At 68.2% G+C, this 20,418-nt stretch carries 17 protein-coding genes; 10 read left to right on the top strand and 7 right to left on the bottom strand.

Annotation, left to right across the window (positions count from 1 at the left end; genetic code table 11):
* From C6Y53_RS04395 to C6Y53_RS21350, 8 genes are all read left to right on the top strand, one after another.
* Positions 1–3,096: a virulence factor SrfB gene (locus C6Y53_RS04395; RefSeq protein ID WP_106471323.1), complete on the top strand. Its 3,096-nt coding sequence runs from the start codon at positions 1–3 to the stop codon at positions 3,094–3,096.
* A gap of 11 nt (positions 3,097–3,107) precedes the next feature.
* Positions 3,108–5,828 carry a virulence factor SrfC family protein gene (locus tag C6Y53_RS04390; RefSeq protein WP_106471322.1) on the top strand — a complete coding sequence of 907 codons (2,721 nt, stop codon included), beginning with the start codon at positions 3,108–3,110 and terminating at the stop codon, positions 5,826–5,828.
* Positions 5,825–6,856: a hypothetical protein gene (locus C6Y53_RS04385; RefSeq protein ID WP_106471321.1), complete on the top strand. Its 1,032-nt coding sequence runs from the start codon at positions 5,825–5,827 to the stop codon at positions 6,854–6,856. Before C6Y53_RS04390 ends, C6Y53_RS04385 begins: the two co-directional genes overlap by 4 nt.
* Entirely contained in the window at positions 6,840–8,786 is a 1,947-nt protein-coding gene (locus C6Y53_RS04380) for a vWA domain-containing protein (RefSeq protein ID WP_149615454.1), read from the top strand. The genes C6Y53_RS04385 and C6Y53_RS04380 overlap by 17 nt, the downstream gene beginning before the upstream one ends.
* A 6-nt stretch (positions 8,787–8,792) precedes the next feature.
* Positions 8,793–9,545 (top strand): ABC transporter ATP-binding protein, encoded by a 753-nt coding sequence (locus tag C6Y53_RS04375; RefSeq protein WP_106471320.1) that lies wholly within the window; start codon positions 8,793–8,795, stop codon positions 9,543–9,545.
* Positions 9,539–10,735, top strand: coding sequence for an ABC transporter permease family protein (locus C6Y53_RS04370; protein ID WP_106471319.1), 1,197 nt, complete (start codon positions 9,539–9,541; stop codon positions 10,733–10,735). Before C6Y53_RS04375 ends, C6Y53_RS04370 begins: the two co-directional genes overlap by 7 nt.
* Positions 10,736–10,737: 2 nt before the next feature.
* Complete coding sequence (locus C6Y53_RS04365; RefSeq protein WP_106471318.1) at positions 10,738–12,309, top strand: formylglycine-generating enzyme family protein; 1,572 nt, start codon at positions 10,738–10,740, stop codon at positions 12,307–12,309.
* A 175-nt stretch (positions 12,310–12,484) separates the two neighbouring features.
* Positions 12,485–13,840, top strand: coding sequence for a peptidoglycan-binding domain-containing protein (locus C6Y53_RS21350; RefSeq protein ID WP_106471317.1), 1,356 nt, complete (start codon positions 12,485–12,487; stop codon positions 13,838–13,840).
* Positions 13,841–13,958: 118 nt separating this feature from the next.
* Here C6Y53_RS21350 and infC read toward each other — a convergent pair whose 3' ends face one another.
* Entirely contained in the window at positions 13,959–14,429 is a 471-nt protein-coding gene (gene infC / locus C6Y53_RS04355) for a translation initiation factor IF-3 (RefSeq protein WP_342212773.1), read from the bottom strand.
* Positions 14,430–14,720: 291 nt separating this feature from the next.
* On the opposite strand from infC, the gene C6Y53_RS04350 reads away from it, so the two are divergent.
* Positions 14,721–14,921, top strand: coding sequence for a hypothetical protein (locus C6Y53_RS04350; RefSeq protein WP_106471315.1), 201 nt, complete (start codon positions 14,721–14,723; stop codon positions 14,919–14,921).
* Between the two features lie 29 nt (positions 14,922–14,950).
* Here C6Y53_RS04350 and C6Y53_RS04345 read toward each other — a convergent pair whose 3' ends face one another.
* The 6 genes from C6Y53_RS04345 to cobA form a co-directional block, all read right to left on the bottom strand.
* Positions 14,951–15,781 (bottom strand): ferredoxin--NADP reductase, encoded by an 831-nt coding sequence (locus tag C6Y53_RS04345; RefSeq protein WP_106471314.1) that lies wholly within the window; start codon positions 15,779–15,781, stop codon positions 14,951–14,953.
* A 68-nt stretch (positions 15,782–15,849) separates the two neighbouring features.
* Entirely contained in the window at positions 15,850–16,236 is a 387-nt protein-coding gene (locus C6Y53_RS04340; RefSeq protein WP_106471313.1) for a DUF934 domain-containing protein, read from the bottom strand.
* Positions 16,237–16,239: 3 nt separating this feature from the next.
* Entirely contained in the window at positions 16,240–17,001 is a 762-nt protein-coding gene (locus C6Y53_RS04335) for a phosphoadenylyl-sulfate reductase (protein WP_106471312.1), read from the bottom strand.
* A 4-nt stretch (positions 17,002–17,005) separates the two neighbouring features.
* Entirely contained in the window at positions 17,006–18,670 is a 1,665-nt protein-coding gene (locus tag C6Y53_RS04330; RefSeq protein WP_106471311.1) for a nitrite/sulfite reductase, read from the bottom strand.
* 1 nt (position 18,671) lies between these two features.
* The gene (locus C6Y53_RS04325; RefSeq protein WP_106471310.1) at positions 18,672–18,971 is read right to left on the bottom strand and encodes a DUF2849 domain-containing protein; all 300 of its coding nucleotides are present in this window, start codon (positions 18,969–18,971) and stop codon (positions 18,672–18,674) included.
* Positions 18,971–19,750, bottom strand: coding sequence for a uroporphyrinogen-III C-methyltransferase (gene cobA, locus C6Y53_RS04320; protein WP_106471309.1), 780 nt, complete (start codon positions 19,748–19,750; stop codon positions 18,971–18,973). Before cobA ends, C6Y53_RS04325 begins: the two co-directional genes overlap by 1 nt.
* Positions 19,751–19,893: 143 nt before the next feature.
* Here cobA and C6Y53_RS04315 point away from each other — a divergent pair, with 143 nt between their 5' ends.
* Positions 19,894–20,361, top strand: coding sequence for an Lrp/AsnC family transcriptional regulator (locus tag C6Y53_RS04315; protein WP_106471308.1), 468 nt, complete (start codon positions 19,894–19,896; stop codon positions 20,359–20,361).
* Positions 20,362–20,418 lie beyond the last annotated feature (57 nt).

Genomic DNA, 20,418 nt, shown 5'->3' with positions numbered 1-20,418 from the left:
ATGACCATCAATCATCAGCATCTGGCACCGCTCACCGACTGGCGCGACGAGATCACGCTGGTGCCGTATTCCGGCATCCAGATGCTCGATTTCGGGTTCCGGCTCGACGATCTCGACCTGAAAAGCGCGCGCTTCGTGGAACGCCCTGTGGGCGGGACCGACGAGGCCGAGGAATGGGCGCTGCTGCCGCTGACCGGCGATGCCGAAACCGATGCCGAAATCGAGGCCGCCGCCACGGCCGAGGATGACGAATATTCGATCAGCAGCATCAAGGCGCTGGAGCCGTTCCTGTCGAAATGGATCCCGGTGCCGGTGCTGCGGATGCGCAACGACCGTGGCCCCGGCGGCGAGGAACGGTTCGATAACGGCCCGTCGAGCTGGGCGCGGATGCGCGTGGTCGAGCTGGAACAGCCCGATCCCGCCACCGGCCATACCCACCGGGTTCAGCTGGCGCTGGACACCGCGCTGATGGAGACCGGGCAGGATTACCGCTATGTCGCGCCGGGGCCGGACGATGCCGAGAAGTCCCGCGATTTCCGGTTCATCTCGGCCCCGGAACGCATGGACTGGTTCCTGCGCCGGCTGGAACCGGGCAGCGACGGCCAGCTGCTCGACCTGCAGAAATGGGTGTCGGACTGGCTGGACGACCTGTTCATGACCTTCCGCCGCGCGGAACGGCCGGGGCGGCGGATCACCCACGAGACGCTGACCCACAAGTTCGAACACTGGGCCCGCTACCTGGCCTGTCTGCGGCTGATCGACACCGCGGTGAATATCCCCCGGATGCGGTTCGCCAACACCGTCAGCGCCCGTGACCGGGTCACCCCGGTCGAGGTCGAACTGGTTCTGGACGTGGGCAATTCGCGCAGTTGCGGCATATTGATCGAACGGTTTCCCGGTGAAACGCAACTGGATCTGGCGCGGTCCTTTCCGCTGGAGCTGCGCGACCTGTCGCGGCCCGAATTTCACTATGCCGGCCTGTTCGAAAGCCGGGTGGAATTTGCCGAATTCCGCATGGGCGACGACCGTTTCGCGGGCCGGTCCGGGCGGCGCAACGCCTTTGTCTGGCCCGGTTTCGTGCGCATCGGCCGCGAGGCGCTGCGCCTGGTGGCGGGCGAGGAGGGGACCGAAACCGCCTCGGGCCTGTCGAGCCCCAAACGCTATCTCTGGGACGATGCGCCGGTGCAGCAGGACTGGCGGTTTCACCACCATTCCGACCCCAACAACCTGCCCAAGACCCTGCGTGCGGCGATGCGGTTCCTGAACGAAACCGGCGATGTACTGCAGCAGGTCGAGGCGGATGAACGCGACCGGCTGCGCCCGCGCGGCAAGGCATCCCGGGCGCAGGCGATCCGGCCCCGGTTCGCGCGCGCGTCGCTGTTTGGTTTCATGCTGGCGGAAATCATCGCCCATGCGCTGGTGCAGGTGAACGCGCCCGCGGGCCGCGCCCGGCGTCCGCAATCCGAACTGCCGCGCCGGCTGAGCCGGATCATCCTGACCCTGCCGTCGGCGACCACCGCGCAGGAACAGGCGATCATCCGGTCCAAGGCCAAGGGCGCGCTGGCGCTGCTGTGGTCGCTGATGGGGCTGGAGGGCGGCGAAAACGCGATCAACCCGATGCCCGAACTGACGGTGGAATGGGACGAGGCCAGCGCCACCCAATTGGTTTATCTCTATTCCGAGCTGACGCAGAAATTCGACGGGCGCATCGACCGTTTCCTCGGTCTCAAGGGGCGTCCGCGCGCGCGGGTGGCGGGCGCGGACCCGACGCCGTCGCTGCGGCTGGCCTGCATCGACATAGGCGGCGGCACCACCGACCTGATGGTCACCACCTACTGGGGCGAGGCGGGGCGGATGCTGCACCCGGTCCAGACCTTCCGCGAAGGCTTCAGGGTCGCCGGCGACGACATGCTGCAACGGGTGATCGCGGCGGTGATCCTGCCGGGGCTGGGCCGCGCGATCGAGGCCGCGGGCGGGCAGTTCGTGGACGACAAGCTGCGCGAGCTGTTCACCGGCAATATCGGCGGGCAGGATCAGCAGAGCGTGCAGAAACGCCGGCAATTCGCGCTGCGGGTGCTGATGCCGGTGGCGGTGGCGATCCTCAAGGTCTGCGAAACCGCCGGCGAATTCGAACCGCTGACGCTGGGGCTGCGCGACGTGCTGGCGCTGGACCCGGCGCAGGGCGACGCGGGCGGCGGCGACAAGACGGTGCCGCCGGTGCTGGTGGCCTATATCGAACAGGCCGCGGCCGAACTGGGGGCGCCCGATTTCCGGCTGGCGGATGTGGAGCTGGTATTCTCGCGCGAGGACGTGGACGCCATTGCCCGCGAGGTGTTCCAGAAGGTGCTGAGCAACCTGGCCGAGGTGATCGACCATCTGGGCGTCGATGTGGTGCTGCTGACCGGGCGGCCGTCGCGGCTGCCGGCGGTGCGCGCCGTGTTCGAAGAGATGCTGGTGGTGCCGCCGCACCGGCTGATCTCGATGCATGACCACAAGACCGGGCGCTGGTATCCGTTCCGCGACCCGGTGACCCAGCGTATCGGCGATCCCAAATCCACCGTGGCGGTGGGCGGCATGCTGATCGCCCTGTCCGAGAGCCGGATACCGAATTTCAAGGTCGACACCACCGCGTTCCGGATGCAATCCACGGTGCGCTATATCGGCGAGATGGACAATTCCGGGCAGATACTGGACAAGAACCTGCTCTTTTCCGATGTCGACCTGGACGCCCGCAAATCGGAAAGCGACATGGTGGCGACGATCACCATGTATGCGCCGGTCTTCCTGGGGGCGCGGCAGCTGCCGCTGGAACGCTGGACGACGACGCCGCTCTACCGGCTGGATTTCGCGACCCGCGCGGCGCAGAACCGGGCGCCGCTGAAGGTGACGTTCGAACGGACCGAGTTCGACGAGGACCCCGAGCGCGAGACATCGGAATCGGTGCTGCGCCGCGAGGCGATGCGCGAGGCCTTTGCGGTGACCGAACTCGAGGACAGCGAAGGCACCGGCATGAAACGCGGCGAGGTGCAGCTGAGGCTTCACACGCTGGGGTTCGAGGATGAATACTGGATCGATACCGGCCTGTTCCGGTTGTGAGGGGTGAACGGATGACCAATCAGCAGCAGGACAGGCTGGCCGCCGATTGCGCCGGGATCGTGGACCTGACGGGCCGGGCGCTGGGCTGGATCGAGGATCCGGAAAATGCCGGGCTGGTGGGGGCCGAGGGCAAATCGCTGGTCAAGGGGCTGCGCCGTGGCGCCCGCCGCGCCCGGCGCCTGGGCCGCGCGGCGCAGACCCGGATGTCGGTCAGCGTGTTCGGCCCCAGCCAGGCGGGCAAGTCGTTCCTGGTGTCGGTGCTGGCCCGGCCCGAGGCCGGGGCGCTGGTGGCCGATTACGACGCGCCCGGCGGCAAGCTCGACTATATCCGCGAAATCAATCCCGAGGGCGAAGGCGAAAGCACCGGCGTGGTGACGCGGTTCACCATGGAGCGGATGACGACACCCAACGGCTACCCGGTGCCGCTGCGCCTGCTGAGCGAGGCCGACATCGTGCGGACGCTGGTCAACAGCTTTTTCATGGATGGCGACCGGTCGGAGCCCGAACCCGATGCCGCCGCCATTGCCGCGCATCTGGACAGCTACAAGGCCCGGGCCGGGGGGCCGCGCGCGGGGATGGATTATGACGATGTCCAGGAAATCGGCGAATATGTGGAAACCGCCTTTGGCCGCGAGGCCTATGCCGCCGCGCTGCGGTCGTTCTGGGACGAGGCCGCCGAGATCGCGCCGGGGCTGACCGCCGCCGACCGCGCCGGGTTCTTTTCGCTGCTCTGGGGCGGGCATCAGCCGCTGTCGGATCTCTACCTGCGCATGGCGCAGGCGCTGGAACAGGTGGACCACGCCGGCGAGATCTATGCCGGGCTGGACGCGCTGGTCCCGCGTGAAACCTCGATCGTCGACGTGAAAACCCTGTCAGGCGCCGCCGATGACAGCCCGCTGGCCGTGGTCACCGCGCAGGGGCGGCGGGCCGAACTGGCGCGGTCGGTGATCTGCGCATTGGTGGCCGAACTGGTGCTGCCGATGCAGACCCGGCCTTCGCCCATGTTTGCCGAAACCGACCTGCTGGATTTCCCCGGGGCGCGCAACCGGTTCGAACAGGACCTGGCCAAGGCCTTTGCCGACGGGGGCGACGCGATCCTGCCCGAGCTGCTGCTGCGCGGCAAGGTGGCCTATCTGTTCGACCGCTATGTGCAGAACCAGGAAATCACCTCGATGCTGCTATGCGTGCCGGACAGCAACATGGAGACGGTGGATCTGCCGGGGCTGGTGGAAAACTGGATCGCCCGGACCCATGGCAACAGCCCGCGGATGCGCGCGGGCACCGATTGCGTGTTGTTCATGGTGCTGACCAAATTCGACAAGCATCTGGGCGATTCCGCCGCCGAGGGGGGGGACGACACGCGGTTCGAACGGCGGATGAAGGCGTCGCTGCTGGAAAAATTCGGACGCGGGGCCGACAACTGGGTCGAGGAATGGACGCCGGGCGCGGCCTTTGCCAACTGTTTCTGGCTGCGCAACCCGAACTACTATGTGGACGGGCTGATCGAATATGACGCGGCCAAGTCCGAACAGCGTATCCGCCCCGAGAAGGAAACGCGGGTGGCCGAGTTGCGCGCCGGGTGCCTGTCCGCCCCGTCCGTGCAGCGCCATTTCGCCGATCCCGCCGCGGCCTGGGACGCGGCGCTGTCGCTCAATGATGGCGGGGTCGGGTATCTGACCACGGCGCTGGAACGGGTGTGCAAACCCGATGCCAAGCTGCACCAGATCCGGGGCCAGCTGGAACAGGTGGCGCAGGCGTTGCAGGATGCGATCGGCCGGTTCCACGTCCCCGATGACATGGAAACGCGCATCGCGGAAAAGCGCGAGGCGGCGGCCATGGTGATCGACGATCTCGAACGGGTGCTGGCCCGGCACCGGTTCGGCGCGATGCTGGCCGCGCTCGGTGTCGACCAGGGCGAGATCGAGGGCCGGATCGCGCGGGTGCCCAGTTCGATCCGCATCACCAGCGCGGTGACCGGCGCCGTTGCCCGCCCCGCGCCCGACATGGCGGCGGGGAACGATGAACCATCCGGGCCGCAGCGCCCGGCCCGGCCCGCCCGACCCGCCCGGCCCGCACGCCCGGCCCCCGCTGCTGCCCCGGCTGCTGCACCCGCCGATCCGGTGGCGACACCGGCCGCGCCCGCGGACGGCCATGCCCCGGCCATTCGCACGATGACGCTGGAACAGTTCCAGGCGCAGACCGCGGTCGAACTCTGGATCGACCGGATGAAATCCTTCCGCGACGAGGCCGCCCGCCGCACCGCCTATGGGCTCGGCGACGCGGTTGCGGCCGATCTGGTGGGCGAACTGATCCACGCGGCGCGGCGCTGCGGGCTGGACCGGCGCATGGCGGCGCGGCTCGAACAGATCAATTTCGGGCTCAGCGTGGACAAGCAGGCGCAACCGGCCGCGATCGTCGGAGCCGAGGCGATCAACGATTTCGTCGCGACGCTGGGCATGCGCGCGCAGCCCGAAAGCGCGCGGCCGCAGGTCGAGACCGCCGATGGCGGCACCCGTGCCGTCTTTGCCGCGCGGGCGGGGGCCGACGATGTCGCCGGATTGCCCGCCAGCCCGCGCCCCACCGCCGAGGATGTCTGGACCGATTGGGTATTCGCGCTGGACGCGCTGTTCGTGGCCAATGCCAGGGACATGGCCGGCGGCGACATCAACGTGGAACAGAACCTGCGGCTGGGCCGTATTCTCGACGAACTGACCGGATACCGCGCCGCATGAGCCTGAGCGTCCAGTCCGACCCGGAGGAACCGGCAGGGGGGTATGCCTTTCTGGAACTGCCCGTGGGCACGTTGCCCGATGGCGCGGTCACGGTCGCGGTGTTCGATGCCTATGGCGAACGCTGGCTGGGCGATGGCGGTGCCGAGAGCGATGGCTGGCGGCCCGAACGGCATGATTTCGGCCCCTACGAGGTCTGGCGCCACGACGGGGCCGACTGGGTGCGGATCGGCCCCGAGATCGTTGACCGGCTGGAGGAATACCAATCTTTGCGCTTTTCCCTGGGCGGCCGCGATTATGACTTGAATTGGCCCGACAACGTGCCGCCACGGGCGCCGGCTGCCCAACCGGGCATATTGCAGGTCGTATCCCGCCCACGCCCCGTGGCCAAGCCGGACGTGCCGGTGGTCAGGCCTGCGCCGCCAGCGCCCCGGCCGGACCCGGAGCCGGACCCCTTGCCCGAACCGGCACCGCAGCCCGATCCGGTCGCCACCTCGGAAACGGACGCAGGGCGCAGGCGCCTCTGGCCGCTCCTGCTGCTGTTGCTGCTGGGCACCGCCGCCGCGGCCGGCTGGTGGTTCTATGGACGCGATGCCGAACCGGACCCGGCCACACCGGTTGCCGATACCGACCCGGCGGCCGGGCCCGCGTCCGGCGATGCCTGCACCCTGTCCGCGCTCTCCGCGCTGAAGGGTGGGTTCGCGGTGATCGGCCCGGCCATGCGCGGTTGCGGCACCCGGCTCAGCGCCGAGCACGCGCTGCGGCTGGTCGAGGATGCCGCCGCGCGGAACGAGGCCGGGGCGTTGCTGCTCTTCGGCACGCTTTATGACGGTGACGAACTGGACCCGCGCGTCGAGAACCTGATCGGGCTGAGTTTTGATGATGACCCGGCCAAGGCCGCGGAATATTATGCGCGGGCCGCGCGCGCGGGGTCGCAACAGGCCCCGGGCCGGCTGGACGCGGTTTGCGGGAAGCTGGCCGCGATGGATACAACCCTGGCAAAGGGGGCGCTTGATGACTATTGCCGCTGAAGCCCTGCCGCTCCGCGCGGTGGCCCTGATCCTGGCCCCGATCCTGGCGCTGCTGGCCGGGTGGCCGCCGACCGGGGTCGCAGCCCAGGCGGCGGAACGGCCATTGCTGGCCGAGGGCCGTCAGACCGTCTATCAGCGGGTGCTGACCCGACCGGGGGCGCTGCTGCACCCGGCACCCGATGCGGCCCCCGACCGGCAGTATCCCGCCTTCCAGCCGCTCTATATCTGGGAGACGAGGCCGGGTTGGTATCATGCCGGCCCATCCCTGTCGGCGGGCCCCGAGGGCTGGGTGCCGGCGGATGAGGTGGTGCCGTGGAAGCAGAACATCGTCGGGGCGTTCACCGTTGCCGCCGGGCGCGAACGTGCGCTGCTGTTCGCCGACGAGGCCCGGCTGCGGGCGCTGATGGAACACGAGGCGCTGCGCGACATGCAGGCGCAGATGCTGGACGAGGTCGATGCCGGCGCGGTGCCCGAGGATCGCGGGATCGTCGCCGCCGAGCCCGAGGAATATGTCGACATCGTCGAACGGCTCTACCTGATGCCGATTCTCGATTTCGTGCAGGACCTGCACCCGCTGAACTACGAGGAAAACCTGCTGATGAAGGTGGCGTCGGTGCCGCTCGAGGCCGAGGCGAAACCGTCCTGGTCCACGCCCGGCAAATTCGACGTGGGCATCGTGTTCGTGCTCGACACCACCCGGTCGATGGAACCCTATGTTTCGCGCACGCGCGCGGCGGTGGAACGGATCGTGGACGACATGGCCGGCAGCGAGGCGGGCAGGCAGATCCATTTCGGGGTGGTCGCCTTTCGCGACAACGAACGCGCGGCGCCGGGGCTCGAATACCGCACCCGCACCCTGCTGCCGTTGCAGCAGCGCGACAGCCAGACCGAGGTGGTCGCCACCATCCGCGCCGCCACCCGCGTCGCGGACGCCAATTCGCCCGGTTTCAACGAAGACAGCCTGGCCGGGGTCGAGGACGCGGTGGACCTGACCGACTGGGACAATGCCGGCGGCGATCCCTTTGACGCGCGGATCGTGATCCTGGTCACCGATGCCGGACCGAAGGATGCGCGCGACCCCAACGCCCGCAGCGCCATCGGCGCGGCCGAATTGCAGCGCGACGCGCAGGACAAGGGCGTGGCGATCATGACGCTGCACCTGCAGACCCCCGCCGGGGGCGAGGCGCAGCATGCCTATGCGGCGGCCCAGTATCGCACGCTGTCGCGGTTCCATGACGGGAATTTCTATTTCGGGATCGAAAACGGATCGGAACAGGCGTTCGAGACCACGGTGACCAACCTGGTGACCGGCCTGTCCGACATGATCCGCGAGGCCCGCAACGAGGCCCGCCTGCTGACCCCCGAAGAGGCGGGGGCGGACCTGGTCGACCTGGGCCGGGCCATGCAGCTGGCCTATCTCGGGCGGCTCAAGGGGACGCAGGCGCCCGACGTGATCGAGGGCTGGGTCTCGGAAAAGGCGGTCGAGAACCCGGCAAAGCTGGCGATCGAGCCCCGGCTCCTGGTGACGCGCAACGAATTGGCGACGATGGCGGATCTGTTGACGAACCTGCTGGAGCTGGGCGAACAGAGCCGCAGCGCCGAAGACGCGGCCAGTTTCTTTACCCAGGTGCGCGACGTGGTGTCCCGGATGGCGCAGAACCCCGACAGGCTGGTGAACACCAGGGCCGAGACGCTGGGCGGGGCGCTCGAATTTCTCGAGGACCTGCCCTATGAAAGCCAGATCATGCTGACCACCGAAGCGCGCTGGGCGCAGAGCGCGATGAACCGCCGCGCGATCCTCGACGGGATGCGCCAGAAGCTCGTGCAATACCGCAAATGGCTGCATGATCCCGATATCTGGACCGCGCTGCATGACGATGCCCCGGACGGCGAACATGTCTTTGCGATGCCGTTCGATGTGCTGCCCTGACCGGTGATGAGCGGCGGGCCGGGCAGATTCGGGCTGCGGCTGGACCGCGCGCAGGTCGATCTGCGCGACGGCAGGCGGCGGTTCCGGCTGCGGATCGACCGGCTGGAGCTGGCCGCCGGGCAGGCGGTGGCGCTGGTGGGCGCGAGCGGCTCGGGCAAGACGCTGCTGCTGGAATTGCTGGGCCTGCTGCGCGCGCCGGGGGCGGGCACCGCCTATGGCTGGACCGATGGAGCGGGCACGCGGCATGACCTGGCCGGGCTGTGGGCCGCGGGCACGCGCAGCCGGGCGCTGGCCGCGATGCGGGGCCGGCTGTTCGGGTTCGTGCCGCAGACCGGCGGGTTGCTGCCCTTTCTGAGCGTGGCCGAAAACGTTGCCCTGCCGCAGCGCGTGACCGGGCGGGTCGATGCCGGGTGGTGTGCCACCCTGATCGACCGGCTGGGGCTGGCCGACGTGGCGGCCCTGCGCCCCGGCGCGCTGTCGATCGGCCAGCGCCAGCGCTGTGCCATCGCCCGCGCGCTGGCCCATCGCCCGCCCTTCGTGATCGCCGACGAACCGACCGCCGCGCTGGATCCGGACGCGTCGGACCGGGTGCTGGCGCTGTTGCTCGAGGTGGCGGCGGGCACCGGCTGCGGCGTGATCCTGTCGAGCCATGACGTGGACCGGCTGGACCGGTTCGGCATCGCCCGGCTGGCGCTGGAAACCCGCACCGGCGAAGAGGGCGAAGTGACCGGCCGCATCGCCGGGGCGGCGCCATGCTGATCGCGTCGCTGGCCCTGCGCGACCTGCTGCGCGACCGGTTCTTCCTGTTCTGCAATGTGGCGGTGATGGTCGGTATCCTGGTGCCGCTGCTGGTGCTGTTCGGCGTCAAGAACGGGGTCTACGCGGCGCTGCTGGGCGAGATGCTCGCCGATCCCGCCAGCCGCCAGATCGACACCGCCGGCAATGCCACGCTCGGCGCCGAGGATATCGCGCCCCTGCGCGACTGGCCGGACATCGCCTTTCTCACGCCCAAGGTGCGGGGGCAGTTCGATTTCATGAACGTGCGCGAACAGGGCGGGCGGCGGATGCGGCCCGCGCTGGTGGTGCCGTCGGGGGCGGGCGATCCGACCCTGCCCGACGGGCTCGACCTGACCGGCGACGAGGTGGCGGTCAGCGCCCAGTTGGCCCGCGCGCTGTCGCTGGCGCCCGGCGCCGACCTGCAGCTGGTCAGCCAGGCCGAGGACCGGCCACGCCAGCTGGTGCTGCCGGTGCGGGTGGTCGCGGTGCTCGACGAGGCCGCCGTGGCCGGTGCGGCGGTGCTGGCGCCGTTTGCGTTGCTCGACCTGATCGAGGCCTTCTACGAATCCTATGCGCTGCCCCAGTTCGGCATTGCCGGCACGCGCCCGTTGTCGGATCGGATACCGGCCTATGAGGGCGTGCGGGTCTATGCGCAGCGGCTGGAGGACCTGGCCGCGTTGCAGGCGCGGATCGAGGCGCAGCTGGGGCTGGCGACGACGGCGCGCACGCGGGAGGTGGAATCGCTGCTGGGTCTGGGCCGCAAGCTGACCCTGGCCCTGGCGCTGACCGCCGGTCTGGCGGCGGTGGGGCTGGGCGCCGCGCTGATGCTGGCCTTCTGGTCCGAGGCGGCGCGCAAGCGGCAGGTGCTGGCGGGCATCGCGCTGCTGGGCGTGCCGGGCGCTGAGCTGGCGCTGTTCCCTATGGTGCAGGCGCTGGTGACGGCGGTGCTGGGCCTGGCGGTGTCCTTCGGTCTCTACCTGCTGGCCGGACGGGCGGCGGGTGCGATGTTTGCCCATGGATTGCCCGACGGGGCGGCGCTGGCGGTGATCCCGCCCGCGCAGGCGCTGGCCATCATCGCCGCCGTGCTGGGGCTGGTGCTGGGCGCGTCGGCCCTGGCGGCGTGGTCGGTGCAGCGGTTCGACCCGGCCTCGGTCCTGCGCGAGGGCTCGTGAACATGGTTCGCGCTCTGCCTGTCCTGCTGGGATGTTTCGCGCTGATCGCCACCATCGCGCGGGCGGATGACCCGGAACCCTGGCCGCGCGACCTGATCGATCCGGGCGCCGACCGCACGCCGGCGGATCTGCTGCTGCCGATGCCCTGCGGTGCCGAGATGGCGTTCCAGAAGGTCACCGTGCCGGTCGATGCGGCGGATCCGCTCGCCGACCGGCGGGTGCGGATGGGCCAGTCGCTGGGCGACACCGGCTATGCCGATTACCTGCGGCCGGCCTTCCTGCGCGGCGGTTTCAGCGATCCGTCCTCGGGCAGCACCTATTACTACATCGCCCGTTATGAGCTCACCGCCGGGCAGTATCGCGCGTTGCGGGGCGATTGCGCCGCGCCGTCCCGTGCCGACCGGCTGGCCAAGGGCGGGCTGAACTGGTTCGAGGCGGTCGATCTGGCGCGGCTCTATTCGCAATGGCTGCTGGCCAATGCCGGCGACGCGGTCCCGCGCGAGGACGGCACCGCCGCCTTTCTGCGCCTACCGACCGAGGCGGAATGGGAATACGCCACCCGCGGCGGCGCCCGCGTCGATGCGACGGTGTTTTCCGGGCCGACCTTCTTCGGGGACGGGGACCTGCGCAATTACGCGCGGTTCCAGGCGCCGGGATCGGCGCGCGGGCGGCTGGGGCCGGTCGGGCTGCGCGATCCGAACCCGCTGGGGCTCTACGATGTCTATGGCAATGCCGAGGAACTGATGCTCGAGCCGTTCCGCGTCAACGCCATCGGCCGGGCCGGGGGGCAGGTGGGCGGTGTGGTCACCCGTGGCGGGTCGGTGTTTTCGACCGCCGCCGAGATCTACAGCGCCCAAAGGCGCGAATACCCGCCCTATGACCCGTCGACCGGCGCGGCGCTCAGCGCCGATACGTTCGGGCTCAGGCTGGTGCTGGCGACGCCGATCGCCACCTCGGATGCCCGCGTGCGCAGCCTGCAGCGCCGCTGGCAGGATCTCGCCGATGGTGCGACGCGGGCGGCGGACCGGGACATCGCGCCCGAGGCGCTTCTGGCCGGCCTGATCGCCGCCGAGACCGACCCGCGCCGCCGGCAGGCCCTAACCGGCCTGCAACTGGAACTGCGCCGGTCGCGGGACCGGGCCCAGTCGGCGGTGCAGCAATCGGTCAGCGCGACCCTGATGGCCGGGGCCGTGTTCGTGCAGTCGATCAACGAATATGCCGGCGCGATCGCCGCCAAGGCGTCGAACATCCGGATGCTGGTCTGGCTGCAGCGCAGCGGCGACCGCAACGAGATCTTTGCCCGGCAACTGCGCAAGCATATCGACGAATTGGAGGATCTCAGGCAGTTCCAGTCGAACTCGCTGCTGTCGCTGCGCGCGGCGCTGGATACGCTGGCGACGGGGGCGAAACAGTCCGATCTCGACGTCGCCTATGCGGTGCTGCGCGAGGAACTGACGCTGTCGGACCGGGGTGACCTGCTGGGTCTGCTGAACCGGTTCTGGGCGGATCTGACCGCCTATCGCGACCGGCCCGACATGGAAGGGGCCGACCTGCTCGAGCTGGCGCTCGACTGACAGGGGGTCACGTTTTGGCGAACCATGGCCCATGAGCCGGGATCGGGCGGGCCGAATCCTTGACTTTCGGGCGGGTTTTTGTTCCGCTGATGTTCCATGAACGTCTGTATTCCTGCGGTGCGCGACCCCGGCCCCGGATGGGTATCGGGCGCGTGCCAATTGTGAGGGTTAGATCATGTTGAGAAGAAACATTTGTGCGACGCTGGTGGCTGCCAGCCTTGTCGCCGTCCCGGTCGAACGTGCCCAGGCCAACGATGCCGCGGCGCTGCTGGGTGGCGCGCTGCTGGGCGGTATCATCGTCAACGAAGTGCATAAGAACAAGCAGCGGCAGCGTGCCCGCACGACGACGCAGCGCACGACACGCCGCACCTACGGGGTGTCTTCGGCGCAACGTGCGCAGAACCGCCAGGTGCAATCGGCGCTGAACTATTTCGGGTACAACGTGGGCGTGGTCGACGGCTCGATCGGGCGCAAGACCCGCGCCGGTGTCGCCCGGTACCAGGCCGATATGGGATATTCGCCCGACGGGTATCTGGACGATTACGAACGCGATTTCCTGCTGAATTCCTATTCGCGGGCCCAGGTCAGTTCGCATGTGCCGCCCTATAACACGATCGTGGCGACCCAGGGCCAGCAGGCGCTGCTGCGCACCTATCGCAACGAACAGCTGGGCATTCCGACCCAGGGCGTCCAGCAGGCGGCCGCGGTCGCGCCGGCCCCGGTCGCTCCGGCACCGGCACCCGCGCCGGCCCCGGTTCCGCAACAGGTGGTGGCACCTGCCCCGGCACCCGCTCCGGCCCCGGCTCCGGTGGCGCCCGCCCCGGCCCAGCCGCAGGCTGCGCGGGCGGATACCGCGGCGCTGCCGTCCTTTACCTTCGGCCAGGTCAACCGGTCCGCGAACGACCATTGCGGCCAGATCAACGCGCTGACGGCCGCCAATGGCGGGGTGACCACCCCCGGCCGGGTCACCGATGCCGAGTTTGCGCTGAACGAACAGTTCTGCCTGGCCCGCAACCACGCGATGTCGGAAAGCAACGCGATTGCCGCGACGATCCCGAACATGACCGAAGGCCAGATCGAGGGCCAGTGCAACGGGCTGGCGCAGGTGATTGCGCCGCAATTGCAGCAACTGGGCGCCGGCAACCCGGATCAGGTCGCCAGCGCCACGCGCGGGGTTCTCGAGAAATCGGGCCAGCCGATGGACCAACTGACCTCGGGCGGCAAGGTGTGCCTCGGCATCGGCTATCGCACCGACAATGCCCAGATGGCGCTGGCATCGGCGGTGCTGCTGGTGGCCGCCGGGCAGGGCGGATATGGCGAGATCGTTTCCCACCACATGCGTGAAGGGATCGGCACCGGCCGCGCCTCGGCCCAGATGGCAGGGGCCTGGATGCAGAAGGCGCTGGGCGCGCTCGATACCGGTGGCGACATGGTGCTGGGCCAGTCGCCCGACCGGGTGGCGGTGCTGCGCGAGGCATCGGGCGGTGGCGCATCGGCCGCGGCCCTGCCGGCCTTCCCTTCGGGCAACTGACGCGACCCGATTGCAAAATGCGAACGCCGCCCCAAGGGGCGGCGTTTTTCGTTTTGGACCTGCATCGAGGCGGCGGGGGGGCCGGTCACCGGCCGACGTTCCGCCCCCGTGCGGCGGCCTATTTCTGCGGCAGCGGGCCGACCATCATGATCATCTGGCGGCCTTCCATCTTGGGCATGTTTTCGACGCGGCCGATTTCGCGGACGTCGTCGGCCACGCGTTCGAGCAGTTCGCGGCCGAGATTCTGGTGCGCCATCTCGCGGCCGCGGAACCGCAGCGTGACCTTCACCTTGTCGCCGTTCTCGAGAAACTTGAACACGTTGCGCATCTTGACGTCATAGTCATGCGTGTCCGTATTGGGCCGGAATTTGACCTCCTTGACATCGATGACCTTCTGTTTCTTGCGCGCTTCGCTTTCGCGTTTCTGCTGCTCGTATTTGAATTTGCCGAAATCCATGATCTTGCAGACGGGCGGATTGGCGTTGGGCGAAATCTCGACCAGGTCCAGGCCCACTTCGGCAGCGAGGTCCATGGCTTTGGCGGGATGCACGACGCCGAGATTTTCGCCATCGGCACCGATCAGGCGCACTTCGGGGGCGCGAATCTTGTCATTGACGCGCGGGCCGGTGTCGCGTTGCGGCGGCGCGTTGTGGGGTCTGCGAGCTATCGGTTCTGTCCTTTGATGGCTTCAATTCGTGGAGCGCAAATTAGCTATGGCGACGAGGCGGATCAACCCGCAAATAACCGCCGATCGGGGAACCGGGCAGAAGTTGCGCTTTGATTGGACGCGCATGCAAAGCAGAATTGCGCTAAGCTGCGGTCACAGTGGTTTTCAGGGTACGGAAGCAGTGGTTTTCACAGTCACTGAGGAGGAACCGATATGAAACCGGTATTGTGGATCGCAGCTGTCATCGTGGTCGTGATCGTGGGCTACATGTTCATGGGCGGCGTGCAGCCGACCGGCACCGAACAGCCAGCCGAGGCCGCACAGGACAGTTCGGCGACAGGTGATGCGGCGGACAGTTCCGACAGCAGCGCCGACAGCAGCACTGACAGCGGATCGACGACCGGTTCCGACTGACGGTTCGGGGGCGATCAGGGGGGCAGGGGTCAGCCCACGAAGGCCTTTTCGACCACGAATTCCCTGGGGTCTGAATTGGCGCCTTCGCGCAGTCCGAACCCTTCGAGAATCGCCTTGATGTCGTGGTTGAAGGCCAGCGACCCGCAGACCATGGCGCGGTCGGTTTTCGGGCGTATGCCGTCGATGCCGAGATCGCGGAACACGGTGCCGTCCTGCAGGAGCTCGGTGATCCGGCCCATGCGCGGGCTCTCTTCGCGCGTGGTGGTCGGGTAATAGCGGATCTTGTCGGCAAAGCCCGCGCCGATCAGTTCGGCCAGCATTTCATCCTGCCGGATGGCATCGACCAGTTGCCGGCCATAATCCAGTTCGGCCACCTCGCGGCAGGTATGGGTGATGATGACCTCGTCGTAATCCTCGTAGGTCTGCGGCTCGCGCAGCAGCGAGGCAAAGGGCGCAAATCCGGTGCCGGTGGCAAAGAACCAGATCCGCTTGCCCGGCAGCAGCGCGTCATGCACCAGCGTGCCGACCGGTTTCGGCCGCAGGATGATCTGGTCGCCCGGCTCGATATGTTGCAGTTTCGAGGTCAGGGGGCCGTCCTGCACCTTGATCGAGTAGAATTCGAGTTCCTCGTCCCAGGACGGCGAGGCGATCGAATAGGCGCGCAGCAGCGGTTTGCCATTGTCGCCCAGCAACCCGATCATCACGAATTCGCCGGACCGGAACCGCAATGACGCGGGGCGCGTGACCCGGAAGGAAAACAGGCGGTCCGTCCAGTGCCGGACATGGGTGACGGTCTGCGCATCGGGCAGGGTGGGGACTTTGACGGCGGCGGCTTCGGTCACGGGTCTCAACTCGGTCATATGGTTTCGGCGCCGGTTGCGGCGCTGCCTCTAGTTAGGGTGTGGGGGCACGAAGGAAAAGGAAAAACTCAGCCGCGCAGCCGCGACTGATAGTCATGGGCGCGCCAGTTGGCGCGCGACAGCCATTGGTCCTCGGGCTGGCGGGCGGCCAGGTCGGGGCCGATTTCGACCTCGTCGAACCCGGCGCGGCGGGCCATCGTGTACTGGTCCGCAAGGACGTGGCCACAGGCGCGCAGGCGGCCCGCATAGCCCGTCAGCCGCAATTGCCGGGCGATGGAAAATCCGCGCCCGTCCGCCGAGGACGGAAAATGCAGCCGGATCAGGTCGACGCCATCGAGCCTACCTGCCAGCGTTGCCGGATCGGTGTCGGGGGGCAGGTCCAGCACCCGCGGCGTATCGAACCCGCCGGTCCAGTCATCGGGGCCAAAGCCCGCATCGGTCACGATCACGTTCATCGTTCAGGTTCCGTTTCTCACCAGTTTGCCATCCACGAAATGGATGCCGCATTCGTCTTTCCGGCTGTTGCGCCAGCGTCCGGCCCGGGCGTCCTCGCCAGGGCGCACCTGCGAGGTGCAGGGCGCGCAGCCGATCGACGGGTAACCCTGTGCCACCAGCGGATGCCGGGGCAGGCGGTTTTCCTCCATGTAGTCGCGCACGTCCCCCGGCGTCCAATGGGCCAGCGGGTTGATCTTGATCCGCGCCGCGCCGGGTTCGGTCTCGAAGAAATCAAGCGCCGCGCGGCTGCCCGACTGGAACCGCTTGCGCCCGGTGATCCAGCCGTCGAACCGCGCCAGCGCCGCCTGCAGCGGTGCGGTCTTGCGCAGGGCGCAGCAGGCATCGGCGTCGCGCAGGTGCAGCAACCCGTCGGGATCCCGCGCCGGGATGTCGGCGGCCCGGACGATCGAGACATTGCGCAGGCCCAGCCGCTCGGTCACCTCGGCCTGATAGACCAGCGTTTCGGTGAACAACATTTCGGTATCGACGAACAGAACCGGTGTTTCCGGGTCGCTGATCGCGGCCATGTGCAGCAGCACCACGGATTCCGCGCCGAAGCTGGACACCAGCGCGACCCGGCCCGCCTCGGAGAGGGCCGCGCGCATCACGTCGATTGCACCGTGGTGGCGGTAGCGTGTATTCAGCGTGGCCACCCGGTCCTGCAGCGTCGCCGTGTCGTCGCCGTCGGAGCCTCCGGCGGGAGTTTTCTGGGCAAGACGAAGCATGGGGTCAGGCGGCCATGTCACTGGTCCGAGGGTAGAGTGCGGCGCGGAATGGCGCCATGCCCAGCCGGCGGAAGGTGTGCAGGAAGGTTTCGTCGCGGCTTTCGCGCAGGTCGAGATAGGCCAGCACCAGCCGTTCGACGGCGCCCACGATGTCATCGGCCGAAAAGCCCGGCCCGGCCCTCGTGCCGATCGCGGCATCGTCGGTGGCGTCGCCGCCCAGCGTGATCTGGTAGTTTTCCACCCCGGCCCGGTCGAGCCCCAGGATGCCGATATGGCCCACATGGTGGTGGCCGCAGGCATTGATGCAGCCCGAGATCTTGATCTTCAGCGGGCCCACGTCATGTTCCAGCTTCAGTTCCTCGAACCGGGTCGCGATCTGCTGGGCCACGGGGATCGACCGCGCGGTGGCCAGCGCGCAGTAATCCATGCCCGGGCAGGCGATGATATCCGAGATCAGGCCGATATTGGCGGTGCCCAGCCCCGCATTCCTAAGCGCGGCGTGCAGCGCGGGCAGGTCGGATTTGTGCACATGCGGCAGGATCACGTTCTGTTCGTGGCTGATGCGCAATTCGTGATGGCCGTAGCGTTCGGCGAGATCGGCCAGCAGCCGCATCTGGTCCGAGGAGGCGTCGCCGGGGGTGGCGCCATGGGCCTTGAGCGAGACCGTGACGATCGCGTAGCCGGGGGCGCGGTGCGCGGATAGGTTGGTGTCGGCCCAGGCGCGGAACACCGGGTCGGCGGCGCGGGCGTCGTCGAAGGCGCTGGACGGCGCATCGCGAAAGGCGGGCGGGGCAAAGAACGTCTCGATTTCCGCCAGCCGCTGCTGGTCGACGCCGGAGAAGTCGCCGCGCAGGCGCAGGAACTGTTCCTCGACCAGCGCGCGGATCTTGTCGACCCCGTGTTCGTGCAGCAGGATCTTTATGCGGGCCTTGAACTTGTTGTCGCGCCGCCCGAGCAGGTTGTAGGTGGTCAGCACCGCCTCGAGATAGGGCAGCAGATCGGCGCGCGGCAGGAAATCGCGCAGCGTGCTGCCGATCATCGGGGTGCGCCCGAGACCGCCGCCGACCACCACCTCGAAGCCTTGGGCGCCATCGCGTTCGACGATGCGCAGGCCGATGTCATGGGCGCGGATCACCGCGCGGTCATGGGTTGCGCCGGTGATGCCGATCTTGAACTTGCGGCCGAGGAACTGGTATTCGGGATGGTCGGTCGACCATTGCCGGATCAGTTCGGCGACCGGGCGCGGATCGGCGATTTCATCTGCCGCGGCACCGGCAAAGTGATCGGCGGTCACGTTGCGGATGGTGTTGCCGCTGGTCTGGATCGCGTGCAGGCCCACCTCGGCCAGCGCGTCCAGGATGTCGGGCACCTCGTTCAGCCGGGGCCAGTTGTACTGGATGTTCTGCCGGGTGGTGAAATGGCCATAACCCTTGTCCCAGCGATCGGCGATCTCGGCCAGCTTGCGCATCTGCGACGGGTTCAGCGTGCCGTAGGGGATCGCCACCCGCAGCATGTAGGCGTGAAGCTGCAGGTAGAGACCGTTCATCAGCCGCAGCGGCTTGAATTCGTCCTCGGTCAGCGAGCCGTCGATGCGGCGGGCGACCTGGGCGCGGAACTGGCGGTTGCGTTCGGCCAGAAAGGCGCGGTCGAACTCGGAATAGCGATACATCTCAGACGGCCTCCTGCTTGCCATGGGGATAGTTGGAGGGCCCCCGGCGGCGGAAATCCTCGCGGAAATGGGTCGGCTGCGGGCCGCCCGCGCCGGGGGCGACATCGGCCAGGTAGGCGCCGACGAGTTCGTTGGCCTGGCGTTCGGCATGCAGCAGGCGCAGCTGGGCATGGGCCTCGTCGGTGATGATCTCGGCCCTGGACAGGTCGCGCGACCAGGTGTCGTCGGCGGTCAGATAGATCACGTCGCCTTCGATCAGCGCGCTTGCGGTGACAACCTTGGGGGTGAACGGACGGGGCATCAGGCGCGTTCCTTTTGCAGTTCGGGTAGGGCGGCGACGGCCTTGCGCGGAGCAAGGCCCAGCATGGTGATGGCGGGGCCGCCCAGCGCGGCGGCGTCGAGATCGGCGGGCAGGGTGGCAAGCGCAGTGGCGACGATACGCTGTCCGGGGCGCGAGGCGTTTTCCACCACCGTGACCGGGGTCGCGGGGTCGGCGCCGTGCATCAGCAGCCGGCCCTGCAGGAACCGGGCGGTTTTCTTGCCCATATAGATCGCGGCCACCGTGCCGGGGCGCGCCAGCGCGACCCAGTCCTGTTCGGCAAAGCCGTTCACATCGTGGCCGGTCAGCAGGCGCAGGGCGCTGTTGCGGTCGCGTCTGGTCAGGCTCTGCCCGAGGGCGGCGGCCGCGGCCGAGGCGGCGGTAATGCCGGGCAGGATCGTCCAGGGCAGCCCGGCCGCGTCGCAGGCCGCGATCTCTTCGTCGAGGCGGCTAAAGATTGCCGGGTCACCAGATTTCAGGCGCACCACCCGCATGCCCCGGCGGGCGTGCGCGACGATCAGCGTGTTGATGTCGCCCTGCGGGGTCGAGGGCGCGAACCCGGTCTTGCCGGTTTCGATCAGCTGCGCGTCGGGGTTTGCCAATGCCAGCACCGCGGGGCTGGCCAGGCGGTCATGCAGGATCACCTCGGCGCGTTGCAGCGCGTGCAGGGCGTTCAGCGTCAGCAGGCCGGGATCGCCGGGACCTGCCCCGACAAAGGCGACGGGGTGCGGGCCGGGGGGCATCTGGCGGTGGCTGGGCATCGGTCGGGTTCCGGTCGGTTACGATATCGCAAGGTATAGGAAATTTTCCCCTTTACGCGCCAGATATGTTCGGAAATAAGAACAAATATCCAAATGAGGGCCAAATGAGCCGGGCTTGTGCCGGAAACATGGGGTGATCGCGAATGTCAGTGCGGATAGATGCAACCGACCGGAAAATCCTGATCGAACTGCAACGGGATGCCAGCCAGTCGCTCGATGAAATCGCGCGGCAGGTGGGGTCGTCGAAGACCCCGGTCTGGAACCGGATTCGCAAGATGCGCGAGGCCGGCGTGATCGGCCGGCAAACGGTGGAACTGGATGCCCAGGCCCTGGGTTTCGAGGCGTGTTTCTTTGTGCTGATCCGCACATCGGAACATGAGGCCGACTGGCAGGCGGCGTTCCTGCGGGCGCTGAAGGAACGCCCCGAGGTGCAGGAGGCGCACCGGCTGGCAGGCGATATCGACTATATCCTCAAGGTGCGGGTGAAGAACGCCCGCGCCTATGACGCGTTCTACCAGGCGCTGATTTCCGAGGTGCGCGTCTATAACGTGACCGCCCTGCTGTCGATGGAAGAGATCAAGTCCACCGGCGCGTTGCCGCTGGAGGCATGACGGAGGGCTGCGATCTGTTGTCACTGGTCAGGGCAAGCCCGGCTTTGCTAGGCTGGC

Source organism: Pukyongiella litopenaei (assembly GCF_003008555.2).
GTDB classification, from domain to species: domain Bacteria; phylum Pseudomonadota; class Alphaproteobacteria; order Rhodobacterales; family Rhodobacteraceae; genus Pukyongiella; species Pukyongiella litopenaei.
The sequence above is the reverse complement of the archived record's forward strand: the minus strand, read 5'-3'. Positions and strand labels throughout refer to the sequence as shown.

Bases quoted from the DNA above. Each gene is read 5' to 3' on its own strand.
- C6Y53_RS04335 (WP_106471312.1), bottom strand. From the start codon at position 17,001: ATGCTTCGTCTTGCCCAGAAAACTCCCGCCGGAGGCTCCGACGGCGAC.
- cobA (WP_106471309.1), bottom strand. From the start codon at position 19,750: ATGCCCAGCCACCGCCAGATGCCCCCCGGCCCGCACCCCGTCGCCTTT.
- C6Y53_RS04385 (WP_106471321.1), top strand. From the start codon at position 5,825: ATGAGCCTGAGCGTCCAGTCCGACCCGGAGGAACCGGCAGGGGGGTAT.
- C6Y53_RS04325 (WP_106471310.1), bottom strand. From the start codon at position 18,971: ATGCCCCGTCCGTTCACCCCCAAGGTTGTCACCGCAAGCGCGCTGATC.
- C6Y53_RS04395 (WP_106471323.1), top strand. From the start codon at position 1: ATGACCATCAATCATCAGCATCTGGCACCGCTCACCGACTGGCGCGAC.
- C6Y53_RS04345 (WP_106471314.1), bottom strand. From the start codon at position 15,781: ATGACCGAGTTGAGACCCGTGACCGAAGCCGCCGCCGTCAAAGTCCCC.
- C6Y53_RS04370 (WP_106471319.1), top strand. From the start codon at position 9,539: ATGCTGATCGCGTCGCTGGCCCTGCGCGACCTGCTGCGCGACCGGTTC.
- C6Y53_RS04330 (WP_106471311.1), bottom strand. From the start codon at position 18,670: ATGTATCGCTATTCCGAGTTCGACCGCGCCTTTCTGGCCGAACGCAAC.
- C6Y53_RS04380 (WP_149615454.1), top strand. From the start codon at position 6,840: ATGACTATTGCCGCTGAAGCCCTGCCGCTCCGCGCGGTGGCCCTGATC.
- C6Y53_RS21350 (WP_106471317.1), top strand. From the start codon at position 12,485: ATGTTGAGAAGAAACATTTGTGCGACGCTGGTGGCTGCCAGCCTTGTC.
- C6Y53_RS04350 (WP_106471315.1), top strand. From the start codon at position 14,721: ATGAAACCGGTATTGTGGATCGCAGCTGTCATCGTGGTCGTGATCGTG.
- C6Y53_RS04390 (WP_106471322.1), top strand. From the start codon at position 3,108: ATGACCAATCAGCAGCAGGACAGGCTGGCCGCCGATTGCGCCGGGATC.
- C6Y53_RS04315 (WP_106471308.1), top strand. From the start codon at position 19,894: ATGTCAGTGCGGATAGATGCAACCGACCGGAAAATCCTGATCGAACTG.
- C6Y53_RS04365 (WP_106471318.1), top strand. From the start codon at position 10,738: ATGGTTCGCGCTCTGCCTGTCCTGCTGGGATGTTTCGCGCTGATCGCC.
- C6Y53_RS04375 (WP_106471320.1), top strand. From the start codon at position 8,793: ATGAGCGGCGGGCCGGGCAGATTCGGGCTGCGGCTGGACCGCGCGCAG.
- C6Y53_RS04340 (WP_106471313.1), bottom strand. From the start codon at position 16,236: ATGAACGTGATCGTGACCGATGCGGGCTTTGGCCCCGATGACTGGACC.